The organism is Nocardia lijiangensis NBRC 108240 (assembly GCF_001613045.1).
Classification (GTDB): domain Bacteria; phylum Actinomycetota; class Actinomycetes; order Mycobacteriales; family Mycobacteriaceae; genus Nocardia; species Nocardia lijiangensis.
Genome location: NZ_BDBP01000084.1, coordinates 1 through 20,699, shown reverse-complemented (window position 1 = coordinate 20,699; position 20,699 = coordinate 1). Strand labels below are relative to the sequence as shown.

Sequence of the window (20,699 nt, the reverse complement as noted above, 5' to 3'; positions counted from 1 at the left end):
CCCACGGTGGATTTCGATACTGTGCTCGTCGCCAACCGCGGCGAGATCGCGAGCCGGGTGCTGCGGACCGCGAAGGCGCTCGGCCTGAAGACCGTCGCCGTCTACTCCGACGCGGACGCCGCGGCGCCGCATGTCGAATTCGCCGATGCCGCGGTCCGGCTCGGCCCCGCGCAGGCCGCCGAGTCGTATCTGCGCGCCGACCTGGTGATCGAGGCGGCGCTGGCGACCGGCGCGGGCGCGATTCATCCCGGCTACGGATTCCTCTCGGAGAACGCGGATTTCGCGACCGCGGTGGCCGAAGCAGGCATCGCGTTCGTCGGTCCTACGCCGGAGCAGCTGCGGATCTTCGGCGACAAGCACACCGCACGCGAGGCCGCGAAACGCGTCGGGGTGCCGCTGATTCCCGGGCGCGGCCTGCTGGATTCGGCCGACCACGCGGTGGCCGAGGCGGAGCGGATCGGTTTTCCGGTGATGCTCAAGGCCGTCGGCGGCGGTGGCGGCATCGGCATGCAGAGCTGTTTCACCGCGGACGAACTCCGCGCGGCCTACCGGCGGGTGCAGCGCCTCGCCGCCACGAACTTCTCCTCGACGGGAGTCTTCCTGGAGCGTTTCGTGGCCCGCGCCAGGCACGTCGAGGTGCAGTTGTTCGGTGACGGGCACGGCCGGGTGGTCAGCCTCGGCACCAGGGACTGCTCGTTGCAGCGGCGCAACCAGAAGGTGATCGAGGAAGCGCCCGCGCCGGGGCTCGGCGAGGAGCTGACCAACCAATTGCTCACCGTGTCACGGGAGTTGGCCAGGTCCGTCGACTACCGCTCGGCGGGCACGGTGGAATTCGTCTACGACTCCGAGCTCGGCGCGGCCTCGTTCCTCGAGATGAACACCCGGCTCCAGGTGGAACACCCGGTGACCGAGGCGATCACCGGCGTCGACCTGGTCGAGTGGATGCTGCGCCTCGCGGGCGGGGACGCGACCATGCTGGACGGGCTGGCGGAGACCGGTCCGGCCCCGTCCGGCTGGGCCGTCGAAGCCCGGGTCTACGCCGAGGATCCCGGCCAGGACTACCAGCCGAGCGCCGGACTCGTCACGGCCGCCGAATTCCCCGCCGACGTGCGCGTCGACACCTGGGTGAGCACCGGCACCGAGGTGAGCCCGTACTACGACCCGCTGCTGGCCAAGGTGATCGCCGCGGCTCCCACTCGCGACGCCGCCCTCGACGGCCTGGCCGACGCCCTCGCCGCGACCCGGATTCACGGCGTGCAGACCAACATCGCCCAATTACGCGCCGCGGCAACGGATCCGAGGGTGCGCAGCGCCGCGCACGGCACCGCAACGCTGGCCAGCATCCATCCCGAGGCGGCGCGCATCGACGTGCTGCGCGGCGGCACCATGACCACCATCCAGGATCTTCCTGGTCGAATCGGCCTGTGGGAGGTGGGGATTCCGCCGTCCGGACCGATGGACGATCTCTCGTTCACCCTCGCCAATGTCGCGGTCGGTAATCCGCCGGGCGTGCCCGCGCTGGAGTGCACGCTCCAGGGTCCGCGCCTGCACTTCGCCGCCGCCACGGTGGTCTGCGTGACCGGCGCGGACGCACCGATCACCGTCGACCACGACCCGGCGCCGATGTGGGAACCGATCACGGTCCCCGCGGGCGCGGTGCTCGACATCGGCGCACCGACCGGCACCGGTCTGCGCACCTATCTCGCCGTGCGCGGCGGCCTCGACGCCCCGCTCTACCACGGCAGCGCGTCCACCTTCACCCTCGGCGGATTCGGCGGAACCACGGGCAAAGCCGTTGCGGCGGGCGATGTTCTGCACATCGTCGCCGACCGTGCGGAGCTCGGCGAACCGGCCGCGGCGCCGACGCGGCCCGAGTTCACCCACGAGTGGCAGCTGGCCGTCGGCATCGGCCCGCAGACCGCGCCCGCCTACTTCACCGACGCGGACATGGACCAGTTCGCGGCGCACCCGTGGCGAGTCGGCAGCCACGCCAACCGCACCGGCATCCGGCTGGAGGGCCCCAAGCCGGCCTGGTCGCGGGCCGACGGCGGCGAGGCCGGACTGCACCCGTCGAACCTGCACGACAACCCTTACAGCGTCGGCGCGCTCAACGTCTCCGGCGACACCCCGATCCTGCTCGGCCCGGACGGACCGAGCCTCGGCGGCTTCGCCTGCCCGCTCACCGTGGTCTCGGCGCACCGGTGGAAGCTCGGTCAGCTCCGGCCCGGCGACACCGTCCGATTCGTGCCCGTCGACGACACCGAGGCGACGGCCCTGCGTCGCTCCGACGATCGGCGCGCGAAGGCGACTGCCCCCCGCACCGGCGAGGCGCTCGGCGATCGCGGTGTCCTCGGCACCTCGCCCGGCGACGACGACCGGCCGCGGGTGGCGTATCTGCGCGGCGGTGACGACAACATCCTCGTCGAATACGGCGAGATGGTGCTGGATCTGGGGCTGCGCATGCGGGTGCACGCACTCGCCGAGGCGCTGGCCGCGGCACGCCTGCCCGGCATCGTGGACGTGACTCCCGGCGTGCGCTCGCTGCACATCCACTTCGACCCGGACGTGCTCGCCCAGCACCGGCTGCTCGGCACGCTCGTCGAGCTGGAAGCGGAGCTGCCGGCGACCCACGATCTGGTGGTGCCGAGCCGGACCATCCGGCTGCCGCTCTCGTTCGACGATCCCTCCATCGCCGAGGCGATCGACCGCTATCGCAGCGGCGTGCGCGACACCGCGCCGTGGCTGCCCTCGAATACCGAATTCATCAGGCGCATCAACGGACTCGACAGCGTCGAGCAGGTGCGCGACACCGTGTTCGACGCCGAATACCTGGTGCTCGGCCTCGGCGACGTGTATCTCGGTGCGCCGCTGGCCGTTCCGCTCGATCCGCGGCACCGCCTGGTGACCACCAAATACAACCCGGCGCGCACCTGGACCCCCTCGGACGCAGTCGGCATCGGCGGCAAGTACCTGTGCGTCTACGGGATGGCCTCACCCGGCGGCTACCAGCTGATCGGCCGGACCGTGCCGATCTGGTCCAGTTACCGGCAGGCCGCGCCCTTCGAGCCGGGCACCCCATGGTTGTTCCGCTTCTTCGACCGCATCGTCTGGGAGCCGGTGAGCCCCGAGGAACTGCTCGAGCACCGCGCGGCGGCGGCCGCGGGCCGCTTCGACGCCGAGGTCGGCGAGGGTAGTTTCGCGCTGGCCGATCACCTGCGCCTGCTCGCCGAAAATGTCGACGCCATCGCGGAATTCGAAGAAAAGCAGACAGCGGCGTTCGAGGCGGAGAAGCGGGCGTGGCACGCGGCGGGCGAATTCGAGCGCGCCGCGACCGAACCGGCGCCGCGGGAACCCGTCGCGGATCCGTTGGCCGGGCTGCCCGCCGACGCGACGGTCGTGACCGCACCGATGATCGGCAATGTGTGGCGCGTCGAGGTCGAGGAGGGGCAGCGGCTCGAGGCCGGTGCGCCGATAGCCATCCTGGAGGCCATGAAGCTGGAGCTGCCCGTGCACAGCCCGGGTGCGGGCACGGTGCTCAGGGTGCTGACCGCGCCGGGCGCCAAGGTGGCGCCGGGTACCCCGCTAGCAGTGATCGGAGTGGACTGAATGACCGCAGGCGTTCTCGGCCCCACCGCCCATCAGGACTCACCCACCGCGCGGGTCGCGGCCGCGTATCGGCGCATCGCCGAGGTGGACCGCCCCGAGGTGTGGATCACGCTGCGTCCCGAGCACGAGACCGCCGCCGACGCTGCCGAGGTGGAGCGACGGCTGGCCGCGGGCGAGACGCTGCCGCTGGCCGGACAGCTGGTCGCGGTCAAGGACAACATCGACGTCGCGGGCTTGCCCACCACCGCGGCGTGCCCCGAATTCGCCTATCCGGCAACGGCTACCGCAGCGGCGGTCGCGCGACTGCAGACGGCAGGGGCCATCGTGCTCGGCAAGACGAACCTGGATCAGTTCGCCACCGGCCTGGTCGGCACCCGGAGCCCGTACGGCGCGGTCCGGCATGCCGACCATCCCGAGCTGATCTCGGGTGGCTCGTCCTCGGGTTCGGCGGTCGCGGTCGCGCTCGGGCTCGCCGACATCGGCGTCGGCACCGACACCGCGGGCTCGGGGCGGGTGCCCGCGGCGCTGCACGGCATCGTCGGCATCAAAGCCACGCTCGGGATCATCCCCGCGCACGGCCTCGTCCCGGCCTGCGCGGACTACGACGCCGTCACGGTGTTCGCACCGGATCTCGATCGCGCGGTGGCCGCGGCGGCCGTGATGGCGGGCCCCGATGCGGGCGACCCGCGCAGCCGCACCTGGCCCGCAAACGTCCGGCTCGCCGCGCCGCGGACGCCGCGGGTGGCGGTGCCGCACGCCGCCGACCTCGCCGCCCTGTCCGGCGACTACCGCGATGCCTTCGCCAGAACCGTTGCCGCCGTGACCGATTCCGGCATCGAGACGATCGAGCTGGACATCTCGCCCCTGCTGGACGCCGCCCGCCTGCTCTACGACGGCGCGATCGTCGCGGAACGCTATGCCGCGGTGGGGGAATTCCTGGCGACCGATCCGGCGGGCGCGGATCCCACGGTGGCGGCCATCATCGGCGCGGCAGGGTCGACCACCGGCCCCGCCTTCGCCGCCGACCTCGACGCGCTGACCCGGGCGCGCGCCGACGCCGCGCTGCTGCTGGATTGCGACGCGCTGCTGCTGCCGACCACCACCGAACACCCGAGTATCGCGGCGGTGCAGGCGGATCCGATCGGCATCAACCGGCGCATGGGTACCTACACCAACTTCTGCAATCTGCTGGACATGGCCGCCGTCGCCGTTCCCGGCGCGCCGACCGCGGCGGGCGCTCCGTTCGGCGTGATGGTGGTGACGCCCGCCTTCGGCGATCAGGTCGCGATCGATATCGCCGCCCGCGTGGCCGGGCTCGAGCAGGCGCCGCTGCTGGTCCACGACGGTGTGGAGCTGGCCGTGTTCGGTGCGCACCTGCGCGGCCAACCGCTGCACTGGCAGCTCGAGCGGATCGGCGCCCGGTTCGCCGGGGAAATCCGCACCAGCGACGCCTATCGGCTGACCGCACTCGACACCGTGCCCGCCAAGCCGGGACTGGTCCGGCACGGTGCCGGGCTCGGCGAGCCGATTCTCGGCGAGTTGTTCACCGTCTCGCGTGCCGGGCTCGGCGGCTTCCTCGCGGAACTGCCCCCGCCCATGGCGCTGACCAGCATCGAACTCGCCGACGGCAGGTCGGTGGTCGGTTTCGCCTGCACCTACGACGCGGCGCTGACGGCCACCGACATCACCGAATTCGGCGGCTGGAAGGCGTATCTGAACGCCGCGAACTGATTTCGCGCACCGATGGCCCGGCAGCTACCCGCTGCCGGGCCATCGGCGTCTGCACGCCCTGGTCAGCGGAAGTTTAGACATTTGTACTAGACAAACGTGCAACCTTTCTGTTAGACATTTGTCTAAGACATTCGAACCAACAAGGAGCAGACCGTGAGCATCTCCCCCAGCCCGACCTCCCCGCGCGTCCTGATCAGCGGCGGCGGCATCGGCGGCAACGCCGTTGCGCTGCAACTGCTCCGCGCGGGCATCCACGCCACCGTCGTCGAGCGGGCCACCGCGCCGCGCCCCGGCGGACAGGCGGTCGACCTGCGCGGACCCAGCCGCGATGTTGCCGAGCGCATGGGCCTGATGCCCGGTATCGCGGCCAAGCAGCTCGACGAGCGCGGCATGCTCTACGTCGACGACGCGGGTCGCGAGGAGCTGCGGGTGCCCGCCGAGTTGTTCGACGGCAAGGGCGGCGTCGCCGAAATCGAGATCACCAGGGGTGATCTGAACCAGGTGCTGCTCGACGCGCTGGCGGAGGAGGGCGGGACCGACTACCGCTACGGCGAATGGATCACCGACGTCCGGCAGGACGCCGCGGGTGTCGAGGTCACCTTCGCTTCCGGCGCCGTCGAGCGCTTCGACATCCTGATCGGCGCCGACGGACTGCACTCCGCGACACGGCAACTGGTGTTCGGACCGGAGGAAGACTTCGCCACCTACCTGGGCGGCTACATGTCCTTCTTCACCATGCCGACCCCGAAAGGCACCGAGCCGCACTGGTTCTCGATGCACTCACTGGTCGGCGCGACCGGCATCGGGCTGCGCCCGGACCCCGACCCGGCGACCACCAAGGCGATCATCATGATCCGCGGCGCCGCGGATCCCGCGCTGCGCCGCAATGTCGAGGCGCAGCAGGCGTTGATCAGGGAGCGGCTCGCGGGCGGCGGCTGGCACTCGGCCCTCATCAGCGCCGCGATGACCGAGGCCGAGGACTTCTACTTCGACGAACTGGCCCGCATCGACATGCCGAGCTGGATCCGCGGCCGGGTCGCCCTGCTCGGCGACGCCGGATACTGCGGTTCACCGCTGACCGGGCAGGGCACCGCCATGGCACTGGTGGGCGCCTATGTCCTGGCCGGTGAAATCGCCGCGCACGCAACGGAACCGGAGCGCGCGCTGGCCCGCTACGAGGAGGTGCTGCGCCCCTTCGTCGCCAAGGCCGGGGAACTGCCGCCCGGCGGTCTGCGCGCGATGACACCGAAGACCCGGCTCGGCATCCGCGCGGGGCGCGCGGTGGCCCGCCTGATGACCGCCAAGGTGATGAAACCGCTGATGATGAAGATGCTCACCGCGACCGAGTCCTACGAGCTGCCCACCTATCCGACGCAGCCGGACGCAGTCCGTCGGTAGGCGCGCACGGCCGGAGCGAAGGCGGAGGTACGCCTATCCGACGCAGCCGGACGCAGTCCGTCGGTAGCCGCGCACGGCCGGAGCGAAGGCGGAGGAACGCTTATACGGCGCAGCCGGTCGTCTGAGCGAAGCGACTAGCGGACCGGCACACCGAGTTCCGCGAGCAGACCCTCGACCCGCTGCCCCACGTCGTCCCGGATGGGCCGCACGTCCTCGAGTTCCAATCCGGCCGGGTCCTCGATGATCCACTCCAGGTAGCGCGGGCCCGGCACCAGCGGGCAGGTGTCCCCACAGCCCATCGTGACGATGACGTCGGCCGCGCGAACGATCTCCTCGGTCCACGGTTTCGGGTACTCGTCCGAGATGTCTATGCCGACCTCGGCCATCGCGTCGACCGCGGCCGGATTGAGCCGCGAACTCGGCTCCGAGCCGCCCGACCAAGCCACCGCACGGCCGCGAGCGAGATGGGTGAAGAAGCCGAGGGCGATCTGGGAACGGCCCGCGTTGTGCGTGCACAAGAACAAGACGGTCGGACGGGCTTGCGCCACTTTGCCTTCCAGCTTCGCCCTGGCTTCCAGCCGCTGGCGGGCGAACTTCTCCGCGAGGGTCGGCAGGTACAGCGTCACCGTGGCCCGCGCGATGAACGCCTCGTACGACGAAAAGAGGTAACCCACAACGATTTCGGGCTCGAACATAGTGGCGAACTCGTCGAGCAGCTGCTTTTCGGCGAGGCGCAACTGCGTCTCGTGATCGAGGGCCAGCAGGCGGTAGGCAGGCCCTGTCGGCGTGACCGAGCGTTCCATCTATCCAGCGTGACAGCCGGATGTTCGGCGCCGCAAACGAACTTACCGTGAACGCGATCCGCCGAGGTGACAACGATGGGGCGGGCCGGTTACCCCTCGTGAACCGGCCCGCCCATACCTTTGGGCGGGAAATCCTGGCCTGCGACCGGACGGTTACCTTCGGCAGGGGGCGATCCTCCTTCGCCCACCAGCTCCAGGAAGAGCCGTCGATGGCGCCGCCGGAGGGATCCGGCCGGGTCGGTCACCCCTCGTGGACCGACCCGGCCGGGTTATCCCCGGGGCCCGGCCTGTCACCCCTCGTGGACAGGCCGCGCCCGGTTCCCCACCCCCGGTGGTGGCTTGTTCCCCCCTTCCCCCTGGTTACTGGCAGTACTCGAAGGTGCCGAGTACGGTGCGGCCGTCCTTGATCAGATAGCCGGTGGCGGCGAGATCGGTGGCGGCGACCGGGTTCTCCCCGTCCGGCGCCAGCCACTCGACCTGCTGCACGACCTGATAGGCGTTCGGGTCGTTGCGCAGCACCTTCACTGTGGTGTCGTCCATCTCGGCCGCCTTGGTGTCGGTGGCCTTGCCCTTCTCCCACTCCCCCGCGCTGGCCAGGGTGTGCTGGGCCGCGTCGTAGACGACGGTGCGGTACCGGATCTGCTGGTGCTCGCCGGGGCGGTACCCGGGCTGGGCGTAGACGATCGGGGCGGCGATCTCGATCTCGATCCGGTCGTCCTTGTGGGTGCAGGTGGCCTGGCCGGTGAGCGCGACGCCGGGGACTCCGGTGGTGTCGGCGGCAGCCGTTCCCGCACCGAACACGAGAGCAGCGGTGGTGGTCGAGAGAGCGAGTGCGGTGGTCAGCTTGCCGATCATCGTCTGTGCGTCCTTCGTCAGGTCCGTTGTCCCGGTTGTTCCGGTGTTGACACAAACAATGCGGCCCGCGTCTTGGCGCGCCCTTAAGAACACCTTGTATGACTGAAGCCCCTGGTAGATCGGGATTCGCTAACACTTCCGCGCTGCGCGAGCGATGATGGAATCGGTGTGATCGATGATTGGAGCGACGATGGAAACCGTGGTGGTCTGGATCCTTGCCACAATGCTGTACTGGTTCGGATTGCTGTAGAGAAACGACAACCTGGCCGTGAAACCGGCCAGGTCTGCCTCGGGGTCGATCCGCCGTACTTCGGCGAACCGAAACGGCGTTTCGGACTCACCGGCCCGCCCACCTGACGACGAAAACGACCGCGCCCCCGGCCTTCTCGGCCGGGGGCGCGGTTCTTCGATAGCTCGGCGTCCGCTCGCTCAGCGTGCGGCGTCGGTGGCGAGCTCCTCGACAGCCTCGTCCGCTTCCGTGACCGGCGCGTCCGGATCCGCCTTGCGTTCCCGCAGCAGGACCAGCGAGAGCGCGGCGGCGGCGAGCACCGAGCAGGCGGCCACGACGAAGGTGGTCGACATTCCGGAGGTGAAGGCCGCCCTGGCCGCCTCGGCCAGGCCGGTGTCACCGGTGGCGGCGCTGATGGTCAGCGCGTCCGAGATGGACTCACGGCCGGATTCCGGAGCGTCCGCGGGCATCGCGTCGGAGTAGGTGCTCGACAGGATGGCGCCGAGCACCGCGACGCCGAGGGCCGCGCCGGCCTGCTGGATGGTGTCGTTGAGCGCGGAGCCGACGCCCGCGTGCTCGCCGGGCACCGCGCCCATCAGCGCGCCGATCGTCGCGGGCATCGCCAGACCGAAGCCACCGCCCATGACGGCCATGGCGAGCGCGGGCAGCCAGAACTCCGAACTCGGCTCCAGCAGGGTGAGCATCCCGAAGCCGGCGGCGGTCACCGTCAGGCCGAAGGCGGTGATGCTGCGGTTGCCGACCTTGCTCGCCAGCGTGGCCCCGACTCCGTTGCAGACCAGCACGGCCACCGCCATCGGAGTGAACGCGAACGCGGTCTGGGTCGGGGTGTACTCCAGCACGAACTGCAGGTACTGGGTGAGCGCCAGCAGCAGGCCGCCGTTGGCGAAGGTCAGCAGCACCAGCGAGAAGCTCGAGCCGGTGAAGACCCGGTTGCGGAACAGCTCGAGCGGGACCATCGGGGTGTCGGTGGTCAGCTCGCGAATCACGAAGCCCGCCAGGGAGATCACCGCGACCGCGCCCGCGGTCACGGTGCCCGCGTCGGTGAACCCGTGCGTCGGGACCATGATGATCGTCCAGACCAGCGCGGTCATGCCGACGATGGACAGCACCATGCCCGGCAGATCCGGCTTGCGCCACGGACCCTTCGATTCCGGCATCAGCACCAGCGCGGCGACGATCGCCAGCACCACCACCGGCACGTTCAGGACGAACACCGAACCCCACCAGAAGTGGTCGAGCAGCAGCCCTCCGGTGACCGGGCCGCCGACCATACCGACCACCGCGACCGCGCTCCACGCCGCGATCGCCTTGGGCCGCTCGTCCTCGTCGAAGACGGTGATCAGGATCGACAGGGTGCTCGGCATGATCAGCGCGCCGCCGATGCCCATGACCACCCGGCCCGCGATGAGGAGTTCGGGCGTCGTCGCGAAGGCCGCGAGGACCGATGCCGCGCCGAACAGCGCCAACCCCGCGACCATCACCAGCCTGCGGCCGAACTTGTCGGACAGGCTGCCCGAGGTGAGCAGCAGGCCTGCGAACACCAGGATGTAGGAGTCGATGATCCACTGGATGTCCTGGGCGCTCGCCCCGAGATCGGTGGCGATCTGCGGGATGGCCACGTTCAAGACCATGTTGTCGATGACCAGCACCAGGGTGCTCAGGCACAGCACGATCAGGATCAGCCAGCGCCGCGGGTTGCGGCCTGTCGCGTCTGCGACGTCGGTCGTATTCATCGGGAGCCCTTTCCAGTACCCGTTCCGCACAGCGTGCGCTACTTCCGAACACTGTACGGTCACACGTACACTGTTTGCAACACCGAACATCGTGTGATCACACGAACGGCGTGCGAGCACGCGTTATCCTGGCGAGAGAACCGAGGAGGAGCGCTGATGGATATCGACGACGGGGAGATCCAGTCGGTATGGACGAGGCCGCAGCGGCGCAAGCGCGACCAGCCCGCGCTGAGCCGCGCGCAGATAGTCGACGCGGCCATCGAACTGCTGGCCAGCGAGGGTACCGAGGCGCTGAGCATGCGCAAGCTCGGCGCGAAACTGAACGCGGGGGCCACCTCGCTCTACACCCACGTCGCCAACAAGGACGAGATCGTCGAGCTGGCCGCCGACAAGGTGATGGGCGAGCTGACCGTCCCCGATCCCGCGCACCCCGGGGGCTGGCGCGCCGCCATGCGGGAGTTCGCGACCGAACTGCGCGGGCTGATCCTGCGCAACCCGTGGCTCGCCGCGGTGTTCGGCGAAATCGGCACCCTGTACCTGGGGCCGAACATGATGCGCTCCTGCGAGGGCGTCCTCTCGGTGCTCGAATCCGCCGGGTTCGACGATGAGCGCGCGGACAACGCGATGAACGTGCTGTTCGGCTACGTCGTGGGAGTCACCGCGGCAGAAGCGGCCTCGATGGCGGTGATCCGGCGCAGCGGGCTCGATGTCGCGGACTGGCTCGGCAAGATGCTGGCGGCGGGCGAAGCCGCGTCCCGGAACTACCCCCGGCTGCACAAGCGCTACACGTCCAGACTGGACGTCGCCGACGTGCAGATGCCCGCCGACACCTTCGCTCAGCAGGTCGAGATCATTCTCGACGGCCTGGATCCCGCGTTTCGCGAACACGTTCGAGGGTGAATGCAGCGAGAACCGCTGCGGGAGAATGCAAAAGGTGCGCACCTGTTTCGGTGCGCACCTTTGATCGTTTGCGAACGTCAGCCCTGTGCGGGCGGCGTGGCCGAACCGTTGCCGTTCGATCCGGCACGCACGCCCTCCTCGACGCGCTTGCCGAGCTCGGAGTCGACGTTCTTCCAGTACTCGAAGACCCGCGACAGCACCGGCTCACGGACGCCGCCGAGGACGTGCCCGACGATGTTGTCCACCAGGCGATCCCGCTGATCGTCGTTCAGCACCTCGCGAACGAGCGTGCCCGCCTGGGTGAAATCGCCGTCCTCTGCGTGCTGGACGTAGCCGGCCCGCACGATCGTCGGGTCGAAGTCCCAGATGCCGCCGTCGGGCGCGCGCTCCGGGTCGGCGTGCGGACCGCCGAACGAATTCGGCGCGTACACAGGAACACTCGCGTCGTTGTAGTGGTATCGCATGGCGCCCTCCTTGGAGTAGGAGTTCACCTCCGCGGCCCTCGCCTGGTTCGGCGGCAGCTGCGCGTAGTTGGTCCCGATGCGGTAGCGGTGCGCGTCGGCGTAGGCGAACACGCGGCCGAGCAGCATCTTGTCCGGCGAGAAGCCGATGCCGGGCACGACGTTGGACGGCTCGAACGCGGCCTGCTCGATATCGACGAAGTAGTTCGCCGGGTTCCGGTTCAGGGTCCACTTGCCGACCTCGATCAGCGGATAGTCCTTGTGCGACCACACCTTGGTCAGGTCGAACGGGTTGAAGCGGTAATCCTCCGCCTCGGCCACCGGCATCACCTGAACGGACACCGTCCAGCTCGGGAACTCGCCGCGCTCGATCGCCTCCCACAGGTCCTTGCGGTGGTAATCGGCGTCGGCGCCCGCGATCCGGTCGGCCTCGGCCTGGGTCAGGTAGTCGATGCCCTGATCGGTCTTGAAGTGGTACTTCACCCAGAAGCGCTCACCGGCAGCGTTGATCCACTGGTAGGTGTGCGAGCCGTAGCCGTTCATGTGCCGGTAGGTCTTCGGGATGCCGCGATCGCCCATCAGCCAGGTCACTTGGTGCGCGGTCTCCGGGCGCAGGGTCCAGAAGTCCCACTGCATGTTGTGGTCGCGAAGACCGTTGCCCGGCAACCGCTTCTGCGAGCGAATGAAGTCGGGAAACTTGATCGGATCCTTGATGAAGAAGATCGGGGTGTTGTTGCCGACGAGGTCGTAGTTGCCGTCCTCGGTGTAGAACTTCACCGCGAAACCGCGCGGGTCGCGCCAGGTGTCGGGGCTGCCCTGCTCGCCCGCGACGGTGGAGAACCGGACCAGCGATTCGGTGCGCGCGCCGGGCTGGAACAGCTTGGCCTTGGTGTACTCGCTGACATCGTTGGTGACGACCAGCTCGCCGTAGGCGCCCGCGCCCTTGGCGTGCACGATCCGCTCCGGCACCCGTTCCCTGTTGAACTGGGCGAGCTTCTCGATCAGGTAGTGGTCGTGCAGCAGGATCGGGCCCTGCGCACCCGCGGTGAGCGATTCGTTGTCGCTCTCGACCGGCGTTCCCGTGTTCGTGGTTGTCGGCTTGGTCATTCGAAGCCTCCTTCGCAACTGAGCAATGTCCCCGGGATGGGCTGATCCCGGGCCGTCGAGGTGAGCGGGGCTCAATCCACCCCGTCCTGGCTCCGCTCGCGCGAGCGGCAGGTCGGGCACAGGCCCCAGAACACGACCTCGGCCTCGTCGACCACGAAGCCGTGGTCGTTCAATGGCTCCAGGCACGGGGCGCTGCCAACGACACAGTCCACGTCGACGACCGTGTCGCAGTTCCGGCACACCAGGTGGTGGTGGTTGTCGCCGATCCGGGTCTCGTACAGCGCGGGCGAGCCCGCGGGTTCGATGCGCCGCAGGATTCCGGCACGCACACAGGCGTTCAGCACGTCGTAGACGGCCTGTGTGGACACCGAACCCAGGGCCTCCCGGACCGTGGCAGCCACCCGATCGGCGTCCGTATGCGGCCGGTCGGCGACCGCATTCAGCACCGCGACCCGCGGGGCGGTAACCCGCAGGCCCGCCGCTCGCAGCCAGGAGCGAGGGTCGGCGTCGTTGGTGTGCATGAACCCATGATGCAAGCTTTTCTGGAATCAGTCAAGAAAACGATCTTTTCCAGTTTTGCGTAGAATTACCTGATCGGTGCCGCTCGTGGCGACAGCGAAGGCTCAGCGCTGCACGGCGCCGACGCCGTGGCGGGCGACGAGTTCGGCCAGATCCAGCGATTCGTCGGACCACGCGACGAGGTCGAGGACCGCGCCGTGGCCGATCAGCTCGCGGGCGGCGCGGATGTCCGACGGCCTCGCGATCGCGACCGCGCCGACCAGCCTGCGATGGCGCAGGGCGAGCACGGTGAAGTTCGGCTCGGCGAGCGTGCCGCGCAGCACGAAGTCGTCGTCGTGCCGCAGCCTGCCCGCGAACTGCAGGTTGAGGCCGTACTGGGTGGACCAGCCCCACGAGACGTCCCGGCGGGCAGCCGGTTTGCCGAGCATCGATCTCGCGGCGGCCGCGCCATGGGCCAGCGCGCTGTTCCAGTGCTCGGTGCGTTCGCGCGCGCCGAGGTCCGGATCGAACCGGTTGGCCGCGTCGCCCGCCGCGTAGACCCCCGGCGCGGAGGTGCGGTAGTGCTCGTCGACGAGGATGCCGTCGTCGACGGCCAGCCCCGCCGCCGCCGCGAGATCGGTGTCGGGAACCGAGCCGATGGCGATCAGCGCCACGCCTGCCGACCACCTCCTGCCGTCGTGCGCGGTCGCCGTGACGCCGTCCTCGCGACCCTCCAGGCGGGTCAGCGTCACCTCGTCGAGGATCTCGACGCCATTGTCGGCGTGCAGCTTTCGGTAGAACGAGCCGACCGAGGGCGGGGCAACACGGTCCAGCGGGGCCGATCCGGCGTGCACGACGGTTACTTCCGCGCCGAGCGACCGCGCGGTGGCCGCGACCTCGCAGCCGATCAGCCCGCCGCCGACGATCAACAGCGATTTACCCGCGTCGATCGCCGCGCGCAGCGGTCCGATATCGGCGGCGCCGCGCAGGGTGTGCACATTTCGCTGCGGGGCGGGCAGGCTCCGGGCGCGCGCGCCGGTCGCCAGCAGCAGGCGGTCGTAGCCGAGCGTCTCGCCCGCGGCCAACCGGATGTGTCCGCGCTCGGTGTCGATGCCCTCGACCCGGATGCCGGTGCGCAGCTCGATGTCTTTGTCCCGCCAGGACTCCGCGGAATCGAGCAGCGTCCTTCGCTCGACCGCGGTGCCCGCCAGCATTTCCTTCGAGACCATGGGACGCCGGTACGGCAGGGCGTCCTCGGCCCCGACCAGGACGATGCGTCCCGAATAGCCTTCGGCGCGCAGGGTCTTTGCCGCGGTGGCGCCCGCGACTCCCGCGCCGACGATCACGATCTGCTCGGTCATGCGCGACTGACCTCGACCATCTCGAAATCCGCTTTGGCCGCACCGCAATCGGGGCAGGACCAGTCGTCAGGGATGTCGTCCCAGCGGGTGCCCGGCTCGATGCCGTCCTCGGGCCAGCCGATGGCTTCGTCGTACTCGAAGCCGCACTGGACGCATCGGAAAAGTTTGTAATCGGTGTTCATCGTTCGTGTCCTGTAGTGATGGAAGGGTTTTCGAAGTCGAGCTTTTCCCGGACGCCGCAGTCCGGGCAGCACCAGTCGTCGGGCACCGCGGACCACGGCGTGCCCGGCGGGAATCCCTCGCGGGGCGCGCCCGCGACCTCGTCGTAGGCGTAATCGCAGCCGGGACAGCGGTAGACGGCCATCACCGCACCCCGTACGTCGCCAGCACACGGTCGCGCTTGCTCGGCTGGATGTTCACCCGGGTGATGTCGCCGCCGTAGTGCGCGAGCACCCGGTGATCCATCACCTTGCGCCACAGCGGCGGCAGATAGGCCAGGCCGATCATGCTGGCGTAGCCGCTCGGCAGGTTCGGCGCGCCGTCCATGCTGCGCAGGGTCTGATACCGCCGGGTGGGGTTGGCGTGATGGTCGCTGTGCCGCTGCAGGTGGTACAGGAAGATGTTGGTGACGATGTGGTCGGAGTTCCAGCTGTGCTCCGGGGTGCACCGCTCGTAGCGGCCCGACGCGGTCCGCTGCCGCAGCAGGCCGTAGTGCTCCAGGTAGTTCACCGTCTCGAGCAGCGAGAAGCCGTAGACCGCCTGAATGATCAGGTACGGCAACACGACCGGCCCGAACACCGCGACCAGCGCGCCCCACAGCACCACGGACATGAGCCAGGCGTTGAGCACGTCGTTGTGAATCGACCACGGGCTCTTGCCCATTCGCTGCAGCCGGGTCTTCTCCAGCTCCCAGGACGAGCGCAGGCTGCCCCACACGCTGCGCGGCAGGAAGGCCCAGAACGTCTCGGCGAAACGCGCGCTGGCCGGGTCCTCGGGGGTCGCGACGCGGACGTGGTGGCCGCGGTTGTGCTCGATGTAGAAGTGGCCGTAGAACGTCTGGGCGAGGGTGATCTTGGACAGCCAGCGCTCCAGCTCGTCCTTCTTGTGGCCCAGTTCGTGCGCGGTGTTGATGCCGACGCCGCCCATCGTGCCGATGCTCAGCGCGAGGCCGATCTTCGAGATCAGGCCGAGGCCGCCGTCGATGCCGAGCCACGACAGGTCCGTCGCCGTCCACAGGTAGCAGGCGAACACCAGGCTCATCAGCTGCAGCGGGATGTAGGCGTAGGTGCAGTACCGGTAGTACTTGTCGTTCTCCAGCTGCTCCATGACCTCTTCGGGCGGGTTCTGCCCGTCCGGGCCGAAGAAGCGATCCAGGATCGGCAGCAGTACGTAGACCAGCAGCGGGCCGATCCACCACCAGACCGGCGCCACCTGCTGCAACCCGAGTTCGTTGAACACCCGGACCAGCCAGGCGGCGAGCAGCACGGCGGTGGGCGCCACCAAGCCGAACAACCACAGATACCGCTTGCTGTCGTCCCAGTGCAGCGCCTGAGCAGGCGCGTCTGTTCGGGGTGTCGTCATTCTCGCTCTCCTTGGGGAACTCGCGTGCGGGCCGAGCGGAGGCCGGAGGACCGGAAGCCGGTCGTGCAGTGGCCGCTCCGGTGTGGTGCGGAGCACTTTACAAATAACGCCTCCATGTCCAATGGAAATACACTTCTGTTGTCATTGTCAATAGCTCGGACAAATCATGCCTGTCTGTACGATGGATGACGTGCCTGAAGCGGCGAGTTTTCACACCCGGATGCGGTCACTGCTCCGCGAACGCGTCATCGAGACCGCGCGCGAACTCGTCTGCACCGAGGGGTGGGGCGCGGTGAGCATGTCGCGCGTGGCCAAGGACGTCGGCGTCAGCCGCCCGGTGCTCTACAAGGAGATCGGCACCAAACAGGACCTCGCCGACCTGGTCATCCGGCACGAGCTGGAGACGTTCCTGGTCGGCATCGACGACAGCCTGGCCGCACATCCCGGGGACGTGATCGCGGGCCTGACCGCCGCGGTCGGCTACACGCTGCGCACCGGCTCCGACAACGAACTACTCGAGGCCGTGCTGTCCGGGCGCTCGACCGCCAACGCCACCCTGCTGCCGACCTTGATGACCGAGCCCGAACCCGTTCTCGGCCGGGCGCTCGGCGCGGTCACCGGCGCGGTGCGCGCGCGGTACGAGCTCGCCGAACTGCCGGACGACGAGCTCGCGACGCGCATCGAGACCGTCATCCGGCTCACCCTCAGTCACCTCTTCCAGCCGCTCGGCCCGGTCGAGCGTGCCGTCGGGCAGATCGCCTCGGCGCTCGGCGCGTTGTTCGCGCCCGTGCGAGCGACGGTTTCCTGACGGGCCGCTCCGCGCCGGTCTGCCGGACCGAGCGGGAAGGCGTCGACCGCACGGGAGAACGCGCTGGTCTCCCGTCGTTATTGCACCCGCTCAGGTCGCCCTTGGCGGAATCGTCATCGGCGGCGTGCGCTGCGGCGAGCGAGGAGGCGTGACACCCGGCCGGGGCAAGTTCGTCGGCCAGGGCCGTAGGGACGGCGGCAGGTAGGGCGTCCTCGGCAGGGATGGGACGATGCGCGTCGGAATCTGGCGCGGCGGATCCGGTTCGGACGGCGTGCTCGCCGCGGACAAGATCAGACGGAGCACCACCATGGCGCCGAAGAGCAACGCCCAGATCCACCAGTTGGACCCCGGCGACTCCGGCACGTCCGGCGGCAATGCCACGGACCTGGACACCGGATCCGGCCGGGCCGCTGCCTCGGCCTGCTGTTCCACCGCGGCCAGGGTCTCGCGCACGAAGTCGGCGCGGCTCGGATCCCACTGCGCGACCATGCGCAAGCCGCGCTCGCCCGCTTCGCGATCACCGCGGTCCAGATCCAGCAGTGCGAGTTCCTGGGTGGCGTCCACGTGCTCGGGTTGGAGCCGAAGCGCCTCGCGCAGTGCAGCTTCCGCGCCCGATGCGGAAATCCCGCCGCGGCGCAGGATCGAGCCGCGGACGCGGTGCAGGTCGGCGCGGTCGGGGTCGATCTCGATGGCCCGGTCGATGGTCGCCAGCGCGGTGGCCGAGTCCGTCGCCGACTGGATCCCCGCGAGCAGGCGCAGGTTCTCGACGTACTCCGGGTCCAGTTCCGCGCTGCGGGTGGCCGCGGCCAGCGCACGGTCGTAATGCCGTTGTCGCTGCGCGGAATCGGGCTCGGCCAGGTGCGCCAGTTCCTGTTCGGCCAGCGCGAGCACCCGCAGCGCGGACTGATAGTCGGGGAAGACGGCCAGCGCGGAGGCGCTGTAGCCAATGGACCTCTCGTACTCGCCGGTGCGGAACCAGGCGTAGCCCATCAACATCAGCGCGTCGGCGTTGTCGGGTTCGGCGGCGAGCACCGCGCCCAGCTTCGCCCGCGCCGCCTCGATCCGGCCGAGATCGATGAGGACCTTGGCCCGCGCGACCTCGTCGTGCGCGAAAATAGTCATGCGACAGGGGGTTTCAGCGCATCTTCATCCGCTTCATGTACAGGGCGAGCTCGTCGTAGCTGCCGTCGCCGTTGGCGAACTCGACCACATTGCGCGCCGATTCGAACCACGCGCCCGCGCTGGGCTTGATCTGCGCCATCGCGGCCTCCAGATCCGCCATGCCGATGGGGCGGACGTTGCCGGTGCGGATCGATTCCGCCATGGCCAGCTGGGTGGCCGAGGTGCACACGTGGGCCAGGTCCGCGCCCGAGAACCCCTCGGTGCGCGCGGCGATCGCGCCGAGATCGATGCCCGCCACCGGGCGCTCCCTCAAGTGGTAATGCAGGATCGCCTTGCGCGCGGCGGGATCCGGCAGCGCGACCAGGATCATCCGGTCGAAACGACCCGGCCTGCGCAGCGCGACGTCGATGTCCCACGGGTGATTGGTCGCGCCGAGGATGTAGACGCCCTCGTTGTCGACGGTGGCCGAATCCATTTCGTTCAGAAGCTGATTCACGACGGTGCGCATGGTCGACGAACCGGACATCTGGCTGCGTTTGTGGCCGAGCGCGTCCACCTCGTCCAGGAACAGCACGCACGGCGCGTTGCGGCGGGCCACCTCGAACACGCTGTGCAGATTGCGTTCGCTTGCACCGGTGTAGATGTCGAGGATGTCGGCGATTTCGATCGGATAGAAGTTCGCGCCGAGCTCGCCCGCCACCGCCGAGGCGATGAAGGTCTTGCCGCAGCCGGGCGGGCCGTACAGCAGCAGGCCGCCGCGCGCGGACGTGCCGAATGCCTTGGCCAGCTCGGGGTTTCGCAGCGGGCCGAGCAGGGTGAGATCGAGCTGGCGCTTGACCTCTTCCATGCCGCCGATATCGGCGAGCGTCACCCGGGTGCGGGAGAACAGGCCCGCATCGGGCGCCGCGGCGTATTCCGTTGGGCCCGAGTCGATGAAGGCCGGGGCGATGATGTCGGACACCTGGTCTTCGGCGGCGTCCCAGTCGTAGTCCACGGCACCCGGTTCGGGCTCCGGCGAAGCGGGTTCGGCGGCGTCGGGAGCCGGGACGGCCGACGCTTCGGCGGGCGACGTGGCAGCGGGTTGCGTGGCCGGTGCGACGCCGCCCGCGAGCGCCGCGGTGCACTGCTGCAGCAATTCCACCGCCCTGGCATTGCCCGGCTCCTGGCCCAGCGCGGCGCCGCACTGGGCGAGCGCCTCGGCGTGGCGGCCGCGCTCGGCGAGCAGTTCGATCACCCGCAACCGCAGAGCGAGCACATCAGGGCTCCGGTCCAGCGCGGCAAGCATTTCGACCAGCACCGGATCTTCGGTCACGGCATTTCCCCCCGTTCGAGCACACGAATACGACGTATCTTAAACGGTTACCGTCCAGAAACATTGCGTCGCGCGGCGACTCGGCACTACGCGCCACACGTGATGCACGACACAATTGGACGCCGGAATAGTTCCGTCCGGGAGCCCGTTGAAGGTCACTGTCGGCGTCCGGACAGCCCCGGGCCGCACCCCTCGTCGCTTCGAGCGACCACTCGCCGAGAGGCGCTTGTGGGACGTCGACACCCGAGTCGTGATGCTGGCGTGGCGTCCGAGACTCAGCGGCGCCGCCAGGTTACCCCCCGACCTGGCGGCGCTTTCGCGTCATCGGCGCCTGCGAAGTCCGTCGGAATTTCTCGCGCCGTTCACCGAAACCGTCCAGGATGCTGGCATGACGTCGCACGATCCCATGCTGCACCGCAGGCTGGGACTCACCGACTCGGTGCTGATCGGTCTCGGCTCGATGATCGGCGCCGGGATCTTCGCCGCGCTCGCACCGGCGGCCGACGCCGCGGGCTCGTGGCTGTTGCTCGCGCTCGCCATCGCCGCCCTGCTCGCATATTGCAATGCGACGTCCTCGGCGCGTTTGGCCGCGCTGTATCCGGTCTCGGGCGGAACCTACGTGTACGGCCGGGAACGGCTCGGCCCGTTCTGGGGATATCTGGCCGGGTGGGCCTTCGTGGCGGGCAAGACGGCCTCGTGCGCCGCGATGGCGTTGACGGTCGGCCACTACGCGTGGCCGGAGCAGGCCCGCGCGGTCGCGGTCGCCTCGGTGCTGGCGATCACCGCGATCAATTACACCGGCGTGCAGAAGTCCGCGCTGGCCACCCGGATCATCGTCGCGATCGTGCTCGCGGTGTTGGCGATGGTGGCGGTGATCGGCCTGTCCGGCACGCACACCGAACCGATGGCGCTGCCGGACCGGATCGGTCCGCGCGACGTGCTGGAAGCGGCCGGGCTGCTGTTCTTCGCCTTCGCCGGTTACGCGCGGATCGCCACCCTCGGCGAGGAGGTGCGCGAGCCGCGGCGCACCATTCCGCGCGCCATCATGCTCGCGCTCTCCATCGCGCTCGTGGTCTACGCCGTGGTCGCGGCCGCTGCGCTCGCGGTGCTCGGCTCGGCGGGGCTCGCCGCGGCGACCGATCCGCTGGCGCGGGTCGTCTCGGCGGCGGGCGC

At 69.4% G+C, this 20,699-nt stretch carries 17 protein-coding genes; 6 read left to right on the top strand and 11 right to left on the bottom strand.

The genetic code is table 11. The features are described 5' to 3' along the window. Nucleotides 1-6 precede the first annotated feature (6 nt). From uca to NL1_RS27710, 3 genes are all read left to right on the top strand, one after another. Complete coding sequence (gene uca, locus NL1_RS27720) at nt 7-3,606, top strand: urea carboxylase (RefSeq protein WP_067845244.1); 3,600 nt, start codon at nt 7-9, stop codon at nt 3,604-3,606. Beyond that, the gene (gene atzF, locus NL1_RS27715; RefSeq protein WP_067845243.1) at nt 3,607-5,337 is read left to right on the top strand and encodes an allophanate hydrolase; all 1,731 of its coding nucleotides are present in this window, start codon (nt 3,607-3,609) and stop codon (nt 5,335-5,337) included. It abuts the gene before it with no gap. Between the two features lie 153 nt (nt 5,338-5,490). Beyond that, the gene (locus tag NL1_RS27710; RefSeq protein ID WP_245673573.1) at nt 5,491-6,735 is read left to right on the top strand and encodes an FAD-dependent monooxygenase; all 1,245 of its coding nucleotides are present in this window, start codon (nt 5,491-5,493) and stop codon (nt 6,733-6,735) included. A 134-nt stretch (nt 6,736-6,869) separates the two neighbouring features. On the opposite strand, the gene NL1_RS27705 is transcribed toward NL1_RS27710, so the two are convergent. The 3 genes from NL1_RS27705 to NL1_RS27695 form a co-directional block, all read right to left on the bottom strand. Then, a complete protein-coding gene (locus NL1_RS27705) occupies nt 6,870-7,538 on the bottom strand; it encodes an arsenate reductase ArsC (RefSeq protein WP_067845241.1) in 669 nt (222 codons plus the stop codon). 360 nt (nt 7,539-7,898) lie between these two features. Next, nucleotides 7,899-8,393, bottom strand: a complete 495-nt coding sequence (locus tag NL1_RS27700; RefSeq protein ID WP_067845239.1) for a hypothetical protein — start codon at nt 8,391-8,393, stop codon at nt 7,899-7,901. 429 nt (nt 8,394-8,822) lie between these two features. Beyond that, nucleotides 8,823-10,376, bottom strand: coding sequence for an MFS transporter (locus NL1_RS27695; RefSeq protein WP_067845289.1), 1,554 nt, complete (start codon nt 10,374-10,376; stop codon nt 8,823-8,825). A 156-nt stretch (nt 10,377-10,532) separates the two neighbouring features. On the opposite strand from NL1_RS27695, the gene NL1_RS27690 reads away from it, so the two are divergent. Next, the gene (locus NL1_RS27690) at nt 10,533-11,276 is read left to right on the top strand and encodes a TetR/AcrR family transcriptional regulator (protein WP_067845237.1); all 744 of its coding nucleotides are present in this window, start codon (nt 10,533-10,535) and stop codon (nt 11,274-11,276) included. A 77-nt stretch (nt 11,277-11,353) separates the two neighbouring features. Here the strand turns inward: NL1_RS27690 and NL1_RS27685 are convergent, their stop codons facing one another. From NL1_RS27685 to NL1_RS27660, 6 genes are all read right to left on the bottom strand, one after another. Then, nucleotides 11,354-12,844, bottom strand: a complete 1,491-nt coding sequence (locus NL1_RS27685; RefSeq protein WP_067845234.1) for a catalase — start codon at nt 12,842-12,844, stop codon at nt 11,354-11,356. 71 nt (nt 12,845-12,915) lie between these two features. Further along, complete coding sequence (locus tag NL1_RS27680) at nt 12,916-13,365, bottom strand: Fur family transcriptional regulator (RefSeq protein ID WP_067845230.1); 450 nt, start codon at nt 13,363-13,365, stop codon at nt 12,916-12,918. Between the two features lie 102 nt (nt 13,366-13,467). After that, on the bottom strand, nt 13,468-14,703 hold the full coding sequence (locus NL1_RS27675) for an NAD(P)/FAD-dependent oxidoreductase (RefSeq protein WP_067845228.1): 1,236 nt from the start codon (nt 14,701-14,703) through the stop codon (nt 13,468-13,470). Next, nucleotides 14,700-14,885 (bottom strand): rubredoxin, encoded by a 186-nt coding sequence (locus NL1_RS27670; RefSeq protein WP_067845227.1) that lies wholly within the window; start codon nt 14,883-14,885, stop codon nt 14,700-14,702. The genes NL1_RS27675 and NL1_RS27670 overlap by 4 nt, the downstream gene beginning before the upstream one ends. Further along, the gene (locus NL1_RS27665; RefSeq protein ID WP_067845226.1) at nt 14,882-15,067 is read right to left on the bottom strand and encodes a rubredoxin; all 186 of its coding nucleotides are present in this window, start codon (nt 15,065-15,067) and stop codon (nt 14,882-14,884) included. The genes NL1_RS27670 and NL1_RS27665 overlap by 4 nt, the downstream gene beginning before the upstream one ends. Beyond that, nucleotides 15,067-16,284 (bottom strand): alkane 1-monooxygenase, encoded by a 1,218-nt coding sequence (locus NL1_RS27660; RefSeq protein WP_067845224.1) that lies wholly within the window; start codon nt 16,282-16,284, stop codon nt 15,067-15,069. The genes NL1_RS27665 and NL1_RS27660 overlap by 1 nt, the downstream gene beginning before the upstream one ends. 190 nt (nt 16,285-16,474) lie before the next feature. Here NL1_RS27660 and NL1_RS27655 point away from each other — a divergent pair, with 190 nt between their 5' ends. Next, nucleotides 16,475-17,092, top strand: coding sequence for a TetR/AcrR family transcriptional regulator (locus tag NL1_RS27655; protein ID WP_245673572.1), 618 nt, complete (start codon nt 16,475-16,477; stop codon nt 17,090-17,092). A gap of 90 nt (nt 17,093-17,182) precedes the next feature. On the opposite strand, the gene NL1_RS27650 is transcribed toward NL1_RS27655, so the two are convergent. Together NL1_RS27650 and NL1_RS27645 are read right to left on the bottom strand one after the other, a co-directional pair. After that, the gene (locus tag NL1_RS27650) at nt 17,183-18,214 is read right to left on the bottom strand and encodes a tetratricopeptide repeat protein (protein WP_067845221.1); all 1,032 of its coding nucleotides are present in this window, start codon (nt 18,212-18,214) and stop codon (nt 17,183-17,185) included. Between the two features lie 13 nt (nt 18,215-18,227). Beyond that, nucleotides 18,228-19,526, bottom strand: coding sequence for an ATP-binding protein (locus NL1_RS27645; protein WP_067845219.1), 1,299 nt, complete (start codon nt 19,524-19,526; stop codon nt 18,228-18,230). A 388-nt stretch (nt 19,527-19,914) separates the two neighbouring features. Here NL1_RS27645 and NL1_RS27640 point away from each other — a divergent pair. Further along, on the top strand, nt 19,915-20,699 hold a 785-nt coding region (locus NL1_RS27640), incomplete at its 3' end, for an APC family permease (protein ID WP_156095083.1).